General features: G+C 69.0%; 13 protein-coding genes. All 13 read left to right on the forward strand.

The features are described from left to right. Window positions 1–400 precede the first annotated feature (400 nt). The gene (locus tag WA805_RS16095; RefSeq protein WP_422281106.1) at window positions 401–1,171 is read left to right on the forward strand and encodes a 3'(2'),5'-bisphosphate nucleotidase CysQ; all 771 of its coding nucleotides are present in this window, start codon (window positions 401–403) and stop codon (window positions 1,169–1,171) included. Further along, on the forward strand, window positions 1,161–2,072 hold the full coding sequence (cysD, locus tag WA805_RS16100; protein WP_422286194.1) for a sulfate adenylyltransferase subunit CysD: 912 nt from the start codon (window positions 1,161–1,163) through the stop codon (window positions 2,070–2,072). The genes WA805_RS16095 and cysD overlap by 11 nt, the downstream gene beginning before the upstream one ends. 3 nt (window positions 2,073–2,075) lie before the next feature. Beyond that, window positions 2,076–3,338, forward strand: a complete 1,263-nt coding sequence (locus WA805_RS16105) for a sulfate adenylyltransferase subunit 1 (RefSeq protein ID WP_422340398.1) — start codon at window positions 2,076–2,078, stop codon at window positions 3,336–3,338. A 44-nt stretch (window positions 3,339–3,382) separates the two neighbouring features. Continuing rightward, window positions 3,383–5,425, forward strand: a complete 2,043-nt coding sequence (locus WA805_RS16110; protein ID WP_422281112.1) for a S9 family peptidase — start codon at window positions 3,383–3,385, stop codon at window positions 5,423–5,425. Between the two features lie 17 nt (window positions 5,426–5,442). Next, window positions 5,443–6,168 carry a demethylmenaquinone methyltransferase gene (locus WA805_RS16115; RefSeq protein ID WP_422289014.1) on the forward strand — a complete coding sequence of 242 codons (726 nt, stop codon included), beginning with the start codon at window positions 5,443–5,445 and terminating at the stop codon, window positions 6,166–6,168. 76 nt (window positions 6,169–6,244) lie between these two features. Next, the gene (locus WA805_RS16120; protein ID WP_422281128.1) at window positions 6,245–7,576 is read left to right on the forward strand and encodes a geranylgeranyl reductase family protein; all 1,332 of its coding nucleotides are present in this window, start codon (window positions 6,245–6,247) and stop codon (window positions 7,574–7,576) included. A gap of 45 nt (window positions 7,577–7,621) precedes the next feature. Further along, a complete protein-coding gene (locus WA805_RS16125; protein ID WP_422281116.1) occupies window positions 7,622–7,981 on the forward strand; it encodes an NADH-quinone oxidoreductase subunit A in 360 nt (119 codons plus the stop codon). 4 nt (window positions 7,982–7,985) lie between these two features. Then, window positions 7,986–8,555: a NuoB/complex I 20 kDa subunit family protein gene (locus WA805_RS16130; protein ID WP_422281118.1), complete on the forward strand. Its 570-nt coding sequence runs from the start codon at window positions 7,986–7,988 to the stop codon at window positions 8,553–8,555. Further along, window positions 8,552–9,304 carry an NADH-quinone oxidoreductase subunit C gene (locus WA805_RS16135; protein ID WP_422289013.1) on the forward strand — a complete coding sequence of 251 codons (753 nt, stop codon included), beginning with the start codon at window positions 8,552–8,554 and terminating at the stop codon, window positions 9,302–9,304. Before WA805_RS16130 ends, WA805_RS16135 begins: the two co-directional genes overlap by 4 nt. Window positions 9,305–9,369: 65 nt before the next feature. Beyond that, window positions 9,370–10,659 carry an NADH-quinone oxidoreductase subunit D gene (locus WA805_RS16140; RefSeq protein ID WP_422323075.1) on the forward strand — a complete coding sequence of 430 codons (1,290 nt, stop codon included), beginning with the start codon at window positions 9,370–9,372 and terminating at the stop codon, window positions 10,657–10,659. Continuing rightward, window positions 10,659–11,348, forward strand: a complete 690-nt coding sequence (nuoE, locus tag WA805_RS16145; RefSeq protein ID WP_422281122.1) for an NADH-quinone oxidoreductase subunit NuoE — start codon at window positions 10,659–10,661, stop codon at window positions 11,346–11,348. Before WA805_RS16140 ends, nuoE begins: the two co-directional genes overlap by 1 nt. Next, entirely contained in the window at window positions 11,345–12,643 is a 1,299-nt protein-coding gene (gene nuoF, locus WA805_RS16150; RefSeq protein WP_422281124.1) for an NADH-quinone oxidoreductase subunit NuoF, read from the forward strand. Before nuoE ends, nuoF begins: the two co-directional genes overlap by 4 nt. 4 nt (window positions 12,644–12,647) lie before the next feature. Further along, window positions 12,648–13,559, forward strand: a 912-nt coding sequence (locus WA805_RS16155) for a 2Fe-2S iron-sulfur cluster-binding protein (protein WP_425242740.1), incomplete at its 3' end; no start/stop codon positions are given.

A 13,559-nucleotide genomic window follows, 5' to 3' on the forward strand; every position in this document is an offset into this window, starting at 1 on the left:
GTCCGGTGGCCGCCGCCGCCATGACCGAGCAGCACGAGCGGCCGCGGTCCCGTGGCCCCGGCTGGCGCCCATACAGCGCCGGTAGCGTCGCCAACCGTGAACAGCCGCTCCGTCACGCCGTCCGCTGTCGTCTCCGCGCTGAACCGCATAACCGCCGCCCTCCGGACCGTGGTATCCGTCGGCTACCAACGTCCCCTAACTCCCCCCTGCCCCGCAAGCCGCAGTCGGGAGAGCACGCCCGAACCGGTTTTCAAAGATAATGGGTCGTTAGGCACACTAGGAGGTGCCTAACGACCCATTATGATCGGGAGGCCGGAATTGCTGCCCGATATGTCCGATTTATTCTGCGGGGTGCGCGCAGGGGAACCGCGGGGGCCAGGTGGCCGGTAGCATCGGGCGGGTGACGACAGCCGATGACCATGTGCTCGCGCGAGATCTGGCGGAAGAGGCCGGGCGGCTGCTGCTCGAGCTGCGCGCTCGCGGCGGTGACCCGGACGTGCTGCGGAAGGCGGGGGACCGGCTCTCCCACGAGTTCCTCGTCGCCGAACTCAATGCGCAGCGGCCGCACGACGCCGTCCTCTCCGAGGAAGGCATCGACGACAAGGCGCGGCTGAACGCGGACCGGGTGTGGATCGTCGACCCGTTGGACGGGACGCGGGAGTTCGGCGAGGAGGGGCGCACCGACTGGGCCGTGCACGTGGCGCTCTGGGAAAGAGATAAGGGCGGCCTGACCGCTGGTGCGGTGGCGCTCCCCGCCCAGGGCACGGTGCTGGATACCGCAAACCCCCCCAAGGCGCCGGCCGACCAGCCGCAGCCGCCGGGCAAGCCACTCAAGCTGGTGGTGAGCCGAAGCCGGGCGCCGCAGCTCGTGTACGACGTGGCGAACATCATCGACGCGGTGCTCGTGCCGTGCGGCTCGGCCGGCGCGAAGGTGGCGACCGTCATCACCGGGCAGACCGACGCCTACCTGCACGCCGGCGGCTTCTACGAGTGGGACACCGCCGCCCCTGTGGCGGTCGCGGTCGACGCCGGGTTCCACGTCTCCCGCATCGACGGCAGCGATGTCCGGTACAACCGGGACAATCCGCTGCTGCCGGATATCCTGGTTTGCCGGCCCGTAATCGCGGGCTTGCTGCTGGCAGCGATCCGGGAAGCGACGCATGCGATCTGATTACCTGTTGTCCCAGCTAGACGTGCTCGAGGCCGAGTCGATCCACATCATGCGTGAGGTCGCCGCGGAGTTCGAGCGGCCCGCGCTGCTGTTCTCCGGCGGCAAGGACTCCATCGTGGTGCTCGCGCTGGCGGAGAAGGCGTTCCGCCCGGCGAACATCCCGTTCCCCGTCATGCACGTGGACACCGGGCACAACTTCCCTGAGGTCCTCGACTTCCGCGACAAGAGGGCCGCCGAGCTCGGCGTCAGGCTCGTCGTCGCGAGCGTCCAGGACTCGATCGACCAGGGCCGCGCCGTCGAGGAGACCGGCCGCTGGGTCAGCAGGAACCGGCTGCAGACCGTGACCCTGCTCGACGCGATCGAGGAGCACCGGTTCGACGCCCTGTTCGGCGGGGCACGGCGCGACGAGGAGAAGGCCCGCTCCAAGGAGCGGGTATTCAGCTTCCGCGACGAGTTCGGCCAGTGGGACCCGAAGAACCAGCGCCCCGAGCTGTGGAACCTCTACAACACCAAGATCAAGCGCGGTGAGCACATCAGGGTGTTCCCGCTGTCGAACTGGACCGAGCTGGACGTCTGGAGCTACATCGAGCGGGAGAACCTGGAGATCCCGCCGATCTACTACGCGCACGAGCGCGAGGTGTTCGAGCGCGACGGCATCCTGCTGGCCGTCAACGAGTTCCTGCCGCGGACGGAGGACGAGCAGCCGTTCACCGCGAGCGTGCGGTACCGGACCGTCGGCGACATGACGATCACCGGCGCGGTCGCCTCGACCGCCGCGACGATCAGCGAGGTGATCGCGGAGATCGCCGCCACCAGGATCACCGAGCGCGGGCAGACCCGCGCCGACGACCGGACGAGCGAGGCGGCGATGGAAGACCGCAAGCGGGAAGGCTACTTCTAGAACATGGACATCTTGCGGTTCGCCACCGCTGGCTCGGTCGATGACGGTAAGTCGACGCTGATCGGCCGGCTGCTCTACGACTCGAAGGCCATTTTTGAAGACCAGCTCCAGTCCGTGGAGCGCACGTCACGTGACCGGGGCGAGGAGTCGACCAACCTGGCGCTGCTGACCGACGGCCTGCGGGCCGAGCGGGAGCAAGGCATCACGATCGACGTTGCGTACCGGTACTTCGCGACGCCGCGGCGGAAGTTCATCATCGCCGACACGCCAGGCCACATCCAGTACACACGGAACATGGTCACCGGCGCCTCTACCGCCGACCTGGCCGTCATCCTGGTCGACGCGCGGAACGGCCTGACCGAGCAGTCAAGAAGGCACGCCTTCCTCACCACGCTGCTGCGGGTGCCGCACCTGGTGCTCGCGGTGAACAAGATGGACCTCGTCGGCTTCGACCAGCAGGTGTTCGAGCAGATCTGCGACGAGTTCTCCAAGTTCGCGGCCAAACTCGAGGTCCAGGACCTCACGTTCATCCCGATCTCGGCGCTGCTCGGCGACAACGTGGTGGACCGCAGCGCGAACACGCCCTGGTACGAGGGCCCGTCGCTGCTGCACCACCTGGAGCATCTGCACATCGCGTCCGACCGCAACCTGATCGACGTGCGGTTCCCCGTCCAGTACGTGATCCGGCCGCACGCCTCGAGTGACCCGGAACTCCACGACTACCGCGGCTACGCCGGCCAGGTGGCGGGCGGCGTGCTCAAGCCTGGCGACGAGGTGATGCACCTGCCGTCCGGGTTCAGCACCAGGATCAAGCGGATCGACATGGCGGGCACTCCCGTCGACGAGGCCTTCCCGCCGATGTCGGTGACCCTGCTGCTCGACGACGACGTGGACATCTCCCGCGGTGACCTCATCTGCCGCCCGCACAACCACCCGCGCGCCGCGCAGGACATCGAGGGCATGGTGTGCTGGATGAGCGCCGACCGGCCGCTCGCGCCGCGTTCCCGGCTGATCGTCAAGCACACCACGCGCACGGTCAAGGGGATCGTCACCGACCTGCAGTACCGGATCGACGTCAACACCCTGCACAGGGACGAAACCGCGCCGCAGCTAGGGCTCAACGAAATCGGCCGGGTGCGGATGCGGCTGACCCAGCCGGTGTTCGCCGACCCGTACGCGCGGAACCGGATGACCGGCGGCATGATCCTCATCGACGAGGCGACCAACACTACGGTCGGCACCGTGATGATCACGGACGCACATTGATGAGCGTCTAGCCCGGGTGGCCGATGCGGGATATGGTCGCGTTTGTGCCTTCTGCGACCTTTCCCTTCCATGACCTGAGCGATTACGTCGCCATTCCGCGAGTGACCGGGCTGCGGCTGTCGCCCGACGGCAGCTGGCTGGCGGCCAGCGTGCAGACGCTGAGCAAGGACAGGAAGAAGTTCGTCACCAGCATCTGGCGGATCGACCCGCAGGGTGGCGCGCCGCACCGGCTGACCAGGTCCGCAGAGGGGGAGGGCGGCCCGCGCTTCCTGCCTGACGGCTCGCTGCTGTTCACCTCCAAGCGCCCGGCGCCGGACAACGGCGAGGGGAACAGCGGGCACAACGGCGACCGCGACGAGGGCCCGGCGATGTGGCTGCTGCCCGCCGGAGGCGGCGAGGCACGCATCGTCGCGTCGCTGCCCGGCGGGATCAACGGGCTGGAGACGGCCGCGGACGCGCCGGCCATCGTGGTCGTCTCGCCGGCGCTGGGAGACGAGGACGAGCGGCTGCGCAAGGAGCGCAAGGACGCCGGCGTCACCGCGATCCTGCACGAGACCGTGCCGGTTCGCTACTGGGACCACGACCTCGGCCCGGCCGACCCGCGGCTGTTCGCCGTCACCCCGCCGGGTGCGGACAGCGCGGAAACCGAGGACTCCCGGTACGAGACCCGCGACCTCACCCCGGACGCGGGCCGCGCGCTGTTCCAGCCGTCGGTGGCGCTGAGCCCGGACGGAACGCTGGCCGCGGTCACCTGGTGGCGCTGGCGCGATGGCGTGCAGGCACACCAGGAGGTTGTGCTGATCGACCTCGTCACCGGCAAGCGGACCGTGCTGCTCACCGACCCTGACCTGGACTATGCCAGTCCTGCCTTCTCGCCGGACGGGCTGCACCTGGCGTGCCTGTGCGCCAGCCACTTCACCAGGGAAGAGCCGCACGACGAGACCCTGGTGCTGGTGGACACCGACGGCAGCGGCGAAGCGCGCGACCTGACCGGCGACCTCGACCGGTGGCCGGGCAGCCCGGTCTGGGATCCGGCCGGCCGCTGGGTGTACTTCACCGCCGATGACACCGGCAGGCACCCGGTGTTCCGGGTGGCGGTCGACACCGGTGAGATCGGCAGGCTGACCACGGATCACGGCCACTACAGCGAACTGAACCCGTCCCCCGACGGCACCGCGCTGTTTGCCCTGCGGTCCGCGGTCGACGCGCCGCCCGCGCCGGTCCGCATCGACGTCGCGACCGGCGAGGTCGTGGCGCTGGACAGCCCCGGCGGTCACCTCGCGCTGCCCGGCAGGCTGACCGAGCTGGAGACGACCGCCGACGACGGTCAGCCGCTGCGCGCCTGGCTGGTGCTACCGGACGGAGCGAGCCAGGATCACAAGGCACCGCTGCTGCTGTGGGTGCACGGCGGCCCGATGTCGAGCTGGAACTCCTGGTCGTGGCGATGGAACCCGTGGCTGATGGCAGCGCGCGGCTACGCGGTGCTGTTGCCGGATCCGGCGCTGTCCACGGGCTACGGCCGGGCCTTCGTGGCGCGCGGCTACCACCAGTGGGGCTCGCGCACGTTCGACGATGTGATGACCCTCACCGACGTCGCCGTGGCCCGCGACGACGTCGACGGGTCGCGGACCGCCATGATGGGCGGCTCGTACGGCGGCTACATGGCGAACTGGATCGCGGGCCACACCGACCGGTTCAAGGCGATCGTCAGCCACGCCGGGCTGTGGGCGCTGGATCAGATGATGAGCACCACGGACGTCGCGCACTGGTTCCACCCGCAGTTCGGCGACCCGCTGACCGAGCCGGGAATGTACGAGCAGAACTCCCCGCACCTGCACGTGGAGAAGATCACCACCCCGATCCTCGTGATCCACGGCAACAAGGACTACCGGGTCCCGGTAGCGGAGGCGCACCGGCTGTGGTGGGACCTCAAGCGGCATCAGGTGGACGCCAAGTTCCTCTACTTCCCCGACGAGAACCACTGGATCCTCACCCCAGGCAACGTCGCGGTCTGGTACGAGACGGTGTTCGCGTTCCTCGCCCAGCACGTGCTAGCGGAACCCTGGCGGCGGCCCGCGCTGCTGTAGGTGGCAGGCTGTCAGCCATGACCCGCGCTGATCTCGACAAGCAGCCAGCCGAAGTGGCGGCGATGTTCGACGCCCTGGCCGGGCGATACGACATGATGAACGACATCCTGTCGATGGGCCAGGTCCGGCTGTGGCGCAAGCGCGTCCAGCGCGTCCTCCAGGCCGGCCCCGGGGAGCGCGTGCTCGACCTGGCGGCAGGCACCGGGACCTCGTCGATGACCTTCGCCGCGTCCGGGGCGAACTGCGTGGCCTGCGACTTCTCGTTCGGCATGCTGCAGGCCGGGCAGGCCCGCCTGACGGCCAGGGACCCGCTGCGGGACAAGACAAGGGGCCGGGTGGCCTTCGCCGCCGGCGACGCGTTGCGGCTGCCGTTCCGCGACGGTGCGTTCGACGCGGTCACGATCTCGTTCGGGCTGCGGAACGTGCACGGGGCGCGCGACGCGCTCGCCGAGATGCGACGGGTGACGCGGCCCGGCGGCCGGCTCGTGGTGTGCGAGTTCAGCAGGATCACTGTCGAGCCCCTCGATATGCTTTACCGGCGTTACCTGACCGGCGTTCTGCCTGCGGTCGCCAGGCGCGCCGCGCGCAACCCCGAGGCGTACGAGTACCTGGCCGAGTCGATCTCCGACTGGCCGGCGCAGCGGGAGCTCGCGGACGTGATCCGGGCGGCGGGCTGGTCGGCGGTACGGTGGCGCGACGTGACCCTCGGCGTGGTCGCCATCCACGTCGCGCGTAACCTCTAGGCTGGTTCTCCGGTCCCGCTTCGGCAGGGGTGGCCTGAGGCCCTAAACCGGGCCGGGAATAAACTAAAGGCAAAGAATTTGTGAAGCGCTTCACAAGAACCCCAAGGCAGCGGATAGAAGACACGTGACCGAGCACGTTAAGGACGACGACGCTGACGTGATCGTCGTCGGCGCCGGACCGTCGGGCGCCACCACCGCCTATTACCTGGCGCAGGCAGGGCTGAACGTACTGCTGCTCGAGAAGGCCCGGTTCCCCAGGGACAAGGTGTGCGGCGACGGGCTGACCCCGCGCGCGACCAAGACGCTGATCGGGATGGGCGTCGACACCGGCCCCGGCTCGGGCTGGCTGCGCAACAAGGGCCTGCGGGTGATCGGCGCGGGCATGCGGCTCGAGCTGCCGTGGCCCGAGCTCGACAGCTACCCGGGCTACGGCCTGGTGCGCACCCGCGCCTCGCTCGACGAGACGCTGGCCCGCCGCGCCCAGGCCGCCGGCGCCAAGCTCCTCGAGGGTGTCACGGTCACCGGTCCCGTCCTTGACGACGCTGGCCGCATCGTCGGGGTGACGGCGGATACACATGAGTCCGAACGGGCCCGTGGTGACTCCCAGACGTATAGAGCCCGCGTCATCGTGGCAGCCGACGGGAACTCCTCGCGGCTCTCGGTCGCGATGGGCCTGCACAAGCGGGACGACCGCCCGCTCGGCGTCGCCGTCCGCACCTATTACACGTCGCCGCGGCACGACGACGACTACCTGGAGTCGTGGCTTGACCTGTGGGACGGCGACCGGCTGCTGCCCGGGTACGGCTGGATCTTCGGGATGGGCGACGGCACGTCTAACGTCGGCCTCGGCCTGCTGAACACCTCGGAAGCGTTCGGCAACACCGACTACCGCGCGCTGCTGAAGCGCTGGCTGCGCTCGATGCCCGAGGAGTGGGGCTACACCGAGGAGAACAGGACCGAGCCGGTGCGCGGCGCCGCGCTGCCGATGGGCTTCAACCGCACCCCGCATTACTACCGGGGGCTGCTGCTGGCCGGCGACGCGGCCGGCATGGTGAACCCGTTCAACGGCGAGGGCATCGCGTACGCGATGGAGTCCGGCGAGATCCTGGCGCGCACGATCGCCGAAGCGCTTGCCCGCCCGACCCGCGAACAGGCCGAACGGGTGCTCCACGGGTACCCGCGGGCACTGGCCGACAGCTACGGCGGCTACTATGCCCTCGGCCGGGTGTTCGTGCAGCTAATCGGGCGGCCGCAGTTGATGCACTTCGCGACCAGGCACGGCATGGCCCGGCCCGCGCTGATGCGGTTCGCACTCAAGCTGCTCGCTAACCTGACCGATCCGCGGGGTGGCGATGCCGCAGATCGCCTGATCAACGGCATGACCCGACTCGCACCCAACCCCAGGTGAGCCGATGCCTAGGATGAATGACCACAGAGAGGGGGCGGAAGCGCGGTGAAGCTGTACATACCGATTCTCGTGCTCGCCGTTCTCGCCTTCGGCTTCGCGGCGTTCTCAGTGACGATAGGGACCTTCGCGGGCCCGAAACGCTGGAACAAGGCGAAGCTGGAAGCCTACGAGTGCGGCATCGAGCCAAGCCCGATCCCGTTGGGTGGTGGCAAGATCCCGGTCAACTACTACGTGACCGCGATGCTGTTCATCGTCTTCGACATCGAGATCGTGTTCCTGTACCCCTGGGCGGTGACGTTCAACCAGCTAGGGGCGTTCGGACTCGTGGAGATGGTCACCTTCGTCGTCACCGTGCTTATCGCGTACGCCTACGTGTGGCGGCGCGGCGGCCTGGATTGGGATTAGCGACATGGGCATTGAGGAGAAGCTGCCGAGCGGCGTCCTGCTGACGTCGGTAGAGAAAGTAGCCGGGTGGGCGCGGGCCCGCTCGGTGTGGCCGGCCACCTTCGGCCTGGCCTGCTGCGCGATCGAGCTGATGATGACCGGCGGCCCGCGGCACGACCTGGCCAGGTTCGGCATGGAGAAGACCGGGTCCACGCCGCGGGAGGCGGACCTGATGATCGTCGCGGGCCGGGTCAGCCAGAAGATGGCGCCGGTGCTGCGGCAGATCTACGACCAGATGCCCGCGCCCAAGTGGGTCATCTCGATGGGCGTCTGCGCCTCGAGCGGCGGCATGTTCAACAACTACGCCATCGTGCAGGGCGTCGATCACGTCGTGCCGGTGGACATCTACCTGCCCGGCTGCCCGCCGCGGCCGGAGATGCTGATGGACTCGATCTTCAAGCTGCACGACAAGATCATGAACATGAAGCTGGGCGCCGACCGCGACGACGAGATCACCGAGCTGGAAGAGGCCCGGCTGAAGCTGCTCCCGCTGCATGTCACCCCGGCGGTCAACGAGGCCGGGAGCGAACTATGAGCCAGGCGCCCGGGGAGCCGGGGACCCCAGCCGGCGAGCCGCCCGCCGTGGAGGAAGAGGGCCTGCCGGCTCGGCGGGATGAGCAGCCGGCTGCCGCGCAGGTCGTGCGCAGGGGCATGTTCGGCGTGCAGGACACTCCCGACACGTCCGGGTACGGGCTGCTTCAGGTGCACAAGCGGCCGCCGGTGTCGTCGGAGCCGCCGTACGGCGGCTACTTCGACACGATCGCGCAGGAGCTGGGCGGCGCGCTCGAGGCGGGCGGGCTCGGCTTCTCCGACGCGATCGAGCGGGTGGTCGTGGACCGCGGCGAGCTCACCTTCCACGTGCGCCGCGAACGGCTCGTGGCGGTGTGCGAGAAGCTGCTGAAGGAGCCCGCGCTGCGGTTCGAGATCTTCTCCGGCGTGTCCGGCGTGCACTACCCGGAGGACACCGGCCGCGAGCTGCGCGCCGTGTACCACCTGGTGTCGGTCACCCATAACCGGCGGCTCCGGCTCGAGGTGAGCGCGCCTGACGGCGACGTGCACATTCCCTCGGTGGTCTCCGTGTACCCGTCGGCGAACTGGCACGAGCGGGAGACCTGGGATTTCTTCGGCATCATCTTCGACGGGCACCCGGGGCTGACCAGGATCGAGATGCCTGACGACTGGCGCGGGCACCCGCAGCGCAAGGACTATCCGCTGGGCGGGATTCCGGTCGAGTACCGCGGCACCAAGGTGCCGCCGCCCGAGGAGAGGAGATGGTACGCGTGACCACGCACGCGACTCCGGGCGCGACCGACGCGGAGGCCGACGCCGCACAGGGCCGCGTCTACAACGTGGCCGGGCAGGACTGGGACGAGGTCGTCGCCGCGGGCGAGGAAGACCGGTCAGAAAACGAGCTGATCGTCGTCAACATGGGACCGCAGCACCCGTCCACGCACGGCGTGCTGCGGCTGATCCTGACCCTCGACGGCGAGACCGTCAGAGAGATCAGGGCGTCCATCGGCTACCTGCACACCGGCATCGAGAAAAACCTCGAGTACCGCACCTGGACGCAGGGCACCACGTTCGTCACCAGGGCGGACTACCTGACGCCGATATTCAACGAGGCCGCGTACTGCATGGCGGTGGAACGGCTGCTCGGCATCGAGGACAAGCTGCCTGAGCGCGCCCTCATCATGCGGGTGCTGCTGCTCGAGCTGAACCGCGTCGCCTCGCACCTGGGCGGGATCGGCCCGTTCGGCCTGGAACTCGGGGCCACCACGATCTTCCTGCAGGCCGTCCGGATGCGGGAGAACGTCCTCGACCTGTTCGAGCTGATCACCGGGCTGCGGATGAACCACGCCTTCATCCGGCCTGGCGGCGTGGCCCAGGACATGCCGGCCGGCGGCCTCGAGGCGGTCCGCGACTTCCTGCGCAAGGCGCCGCGGCTAGTGCACGACCTGCGCACGCTGATCGACGCCAACCCGGTATTCAAGGCTCGCACGCAAGGCATCGCCTTCCTCGATCTGCAGGGCTGCATGGCGCTCGGCGTGACCGGGCCGATCCTGCGCGCGACCGGCCTGCCCTGGGACCTGCGCAAGTCGCAGCCGTACCTGGGATACGAGACCTACGAGTTCGACGTCCCGACGCAGGAAACCTGCGACGCCTACGGCCGGTACCTCATCAGAATCGAAGAGATCGATCAGTCACTCCGGATCGTCCGGCAGTGCGTCGACCGGCTGGCCGAACGGACCATGCCAGACGACCCGTGGCTGATCCAGGACGCCAAGATCGGCTGGCCGGCCCGGCTGTCGCTCGGCCCGGACGGGCTCGGGCCGTCGCCCGAGCACATCGCGCACATCATGGGCCAGTCCATGGAAGCCCTGATCCATCACTTCAAGCTGGTGACCGAGGGCTTCCGGGTGCCTGCCGGGCAGGTCTACCAGGCGGTCGAGTCGCCCAAGGGCGAACTCGCCTGCCACGTGGTCAGCGACGGCGGCACCAGGCCGTACCGGGTGCACCTGCGCGACCCCTCGTTCCACCACCTGCAGGCCCTCGCCGCGATGTGCGAGGGCGGCCTGCTGGCAGACGTGATCCCGGCGATCGCGTCGATCGACCCGGTGATTGGAGGCGTGGACAGGTAATGCCGTTCAGTGACGAGGCACTGCCCCGGCTGCGGGCGGACGCCGCCGACATCATCGGCAGGTACCCGCGGGCGAGGTCCGCGCTGCTGCCGCTGCTGCACCTGGTGCAGTCCGAAGAGGGATACGTCTCCGACGACGGCATGGCGTTCTGCGCCGAGATGCTCGGGATCACCAAGACCGAAGTCAAGGGCGTGTCCACCTTCTACACCATGTACAAGGACCGCCCCGTCGGGGACTACCAGCTGGGCGTCTGCACGAACACGCTGTGCGCCATCATGGGCGGCGACGAGATCTACGCCGCGCTCGCCGAGCACCTTGGCGCCGATCCGCACGGCGACGCGCACCACGACGTCGTCTCGCCGGACGGCAAGGTCGGCCTCGAGCGCGTCGAGTGCAACGCGGCCTGCGACTACGCCCCGGTGGTCATGGTGAACTGGGAGTTCTTCGACAACATGACGCCAGATTCAGCCAGGCAGCTCGTCGACGACCTGCGGGCGGGCAACGACGTGCGGCCCACCAGGGGACCTGACCGGCTCTGCACCTGGAAGCAGGCGTCCCGCATCCTCGCCGGCTTCGGTGACGGGCAGGCCGCGGAAGGCCCGTCGGCGGGCCCGGCCAGCCTGGTCGGCCTCGAGCTCGCCAAGGAGCACGGCTGGACGGCACCCGAGCCCGCCGGAGGCACCAAGTGACCGACACGCTCACACCCGTCCTCACGGCGCACTGGGACGAGCCGGACTCCTTCAGGCTCGCCGGCTACGAGCGGACCGGCGGGTACCAGGGGCTGCGTAAGGCGCTGGCGATGCCGCCTGACGACGTGATCGCGGCCGTGAAGAACTCCGTGCTGCGGGGCCGTGGCGGCGCCGGGTTCCCCACCGGCGTGAAATGGTCGTTCATCCCGCAAGGCGACGGCAAGCCGCACTACCTCACGGTCAACGCCGACGAATCCGAGCCGGGCACCTGCAAGGACGTCCCGCTGATGATGGCCACCCCGCACACGCTGATCGAGGGCGCCATCATCACCTGTTACGCCATCAGGGCCGGGCACGCGTTCATCTACATACGCGGCGAGGTGCTGCACGTCGTCCGGCGGCTGCAGCTCGCGGTCGCCGAGGCCTACGAGGCGGGCTACCTCGGCAAGAACATCCTCGGCTCCGGCTTCGACCTGGACATCGTGGTGCACGCCGGGGCCGGCGCCTACATCTGCGGCGAAGAGACCGCGCTGCTCACCTCGCTCGAGGGGTACCGCGGCCTGCCGCGGAACCGGCCGCCGTTCCCGGCTGTGGAGGGCCTGTACGCGAGCCCCACGGTGATCAACAACGTCGAGTCCATCTCCAGCGTGCCGTCGATCATGTCGGACGGCTGGGACTGGTTCGCCGAGCTGGGCACCGAGAAGTCCAAGGGTTTCGGCATCTTCTCGCTGTCCGGGCACGTCACCCATCCCGGCCAGTACGAGGCGCCACTCGGCATCACGCTGCGCGAGCTGCTCGACCTGGCCGGCGGGATCCGCGCCGGGCACCGGCTGAAGTTCTGGACCCCGGGCGGGTCGTCGACCCCGCTGCTGACCGACGCGCACCTGGACGTGCCGCTGGACTTCGAGTCGGTGGCCGCCGCAGGGTCGATGCTCGGCACCCGCGCGCTGCAGATCTTCGACGAGACCACCTGCGTCGTGCGGGCAACGCTGCGGTGGACCGAGTTCTACCAGCACGAGTCCTGCGGCAAGTGCACGCCGTGCCGGGAGGGCGCCTACTGGCTGGTGCGGGCGATCGAGCGGATCGAGCAGGGCAAGGGCACCGAAGAGGACCTGGAAACGATCCTCGACGTCGGCGACAACATCATCGGCCGCGCGTTCTGCGCGCTCGGCGACGCCGTGCCGGTGCCGTTTTCCTCCGCCGTCAAGTATTTCCGCGACGAGATCATCCAGCACCAGAAGGAAGGCGGCTGCCCGTTCGACCCGGCGGCCACCACGCTGTGGGCGGATAGGTAACTCAATGACCGTGCAGACCACGACCCAGACCGTCACCGTCACCATCGACGGATTCGAGATCAGCGTTCCGAAAGGAACGCTGATAATCCGGGCCGCCGAGACCCTCGGCATCCAGATCCCGCGTTTCTGCGACCACCCGCTGCTCGACCCGATCGGCGCCTGCCGGCAGTGCCTGGTGGACATCGAGGGCCAGCGCAAGCCGCTCGCCTCGTGCACCACCGTCTGCACCGACGGAATGGTGGTCAAGACGCAGCTCACGTCCGCCGTCGCCGACAAGGCGCAGCAGGGCGTGATGGAGCTGCTGCTGATCAACCACCCGCTCGACTGCCCGATGTGCGACAAGGGCGGCGAGTGCCCGCTGCAGAACCAGGCCATGTCCAATGGCCGGGGCGAGAGCCGGTTCCGCGAGGACAAGCGCGAGTTCGCCAAGCCGGTAGCGATCTCCACCGAGGTGCTGCTCGACAGGGAGCGGTGCATCTCCTGTACCCGGTGCGTCCGCACGTCGGAGGAGATCGCGGGCGACGTCTTCATCGAGTTCATCGAGCGCGGCCCCGCGCAGTACATCGGCACCGCCACGGGCAAGCCGTTCAACTCCTACTTCTCAGGCAACACCATCCAGGTCTGCCCGGTGGGGGCGCTGACCAGCGCGGCGTACCGGTTCAAGTCCCGGCCGTTCGACCTGGTATCCACGCCGAGCGTGTGCGAGCACTGCGCGTCCGGATGCCAGCTGCGCACCGACCACCGGCGCGGCCGGGTGCAGCGCCGGCTGGCCGGCGAGGATTACGAGGTCAACGAGGAGTGGAGCTGCGACAAGGGCCGCTTCGCGTTCAGCTACGCCACCGAGCCCGACCGGCTGACCGCGCCGCTGGTCCGCGACGAGGACGGCGTGCTGCGCCCGGCGTCGTGGGCCTCCGCC

The organism is Trebonia sp. (assembly GCF_049794275.1).
In the GTDB taxonomy this organism is placed as follows: Bacteria; Actinomycetota; Actinomycetes; order Streptosporangiales; family Streptosporangiaceae; genus Trebonia.

What these genes read in the sequence shown, in the direction of transcription:
- cysD (WP_422286194.1), top strand. Translation starts at nt 1,161, where the DNA reads ATGCGATCTGATTACCTGTTGTCCCAGCTAGACGTGCTCGAGGCCGAG.
- WA805_RS16105 (WP_422340398.1), top strand. Translation starts at nt 2,076, where the DNA reads ATGGACATCTTGCGGTTCGCCACCGCTGGCTCGGTCGATGACGGTAAG.
- WA805_RS16115 (WP_422289014.1), top strand. Translation starts at nt 5,443, where the DNA reads ATGACCCGCGCTGATCTCGACAAGCAGCCAGCCGAAGTGGCGGCGATG.
- WA805_RS16130 (WP_422281118.1), top strand. Translation starts at nt 7,986, where the DNA reads ATGGGCATTGAGGAGAAGCTGCCGAGCGGCGTCCTGCTGACGTCGGTA.
- WA805_RS16135 (WP_422289013.1), top strand. Translation starts at nt 8,552, where the DNA reads ATGAGCCAGGCGCCCGGGGAGCCGGGGACCCCAGCCGGCGAGCCGCCC.
- nuoE (WP_422281122.1), top strand. Translation starts at nt 10,659, where the DNA reads ATGCCGTTCAGTGACGAGGCACTGCCCCGGCTGCGGGCGGACGCCGCC.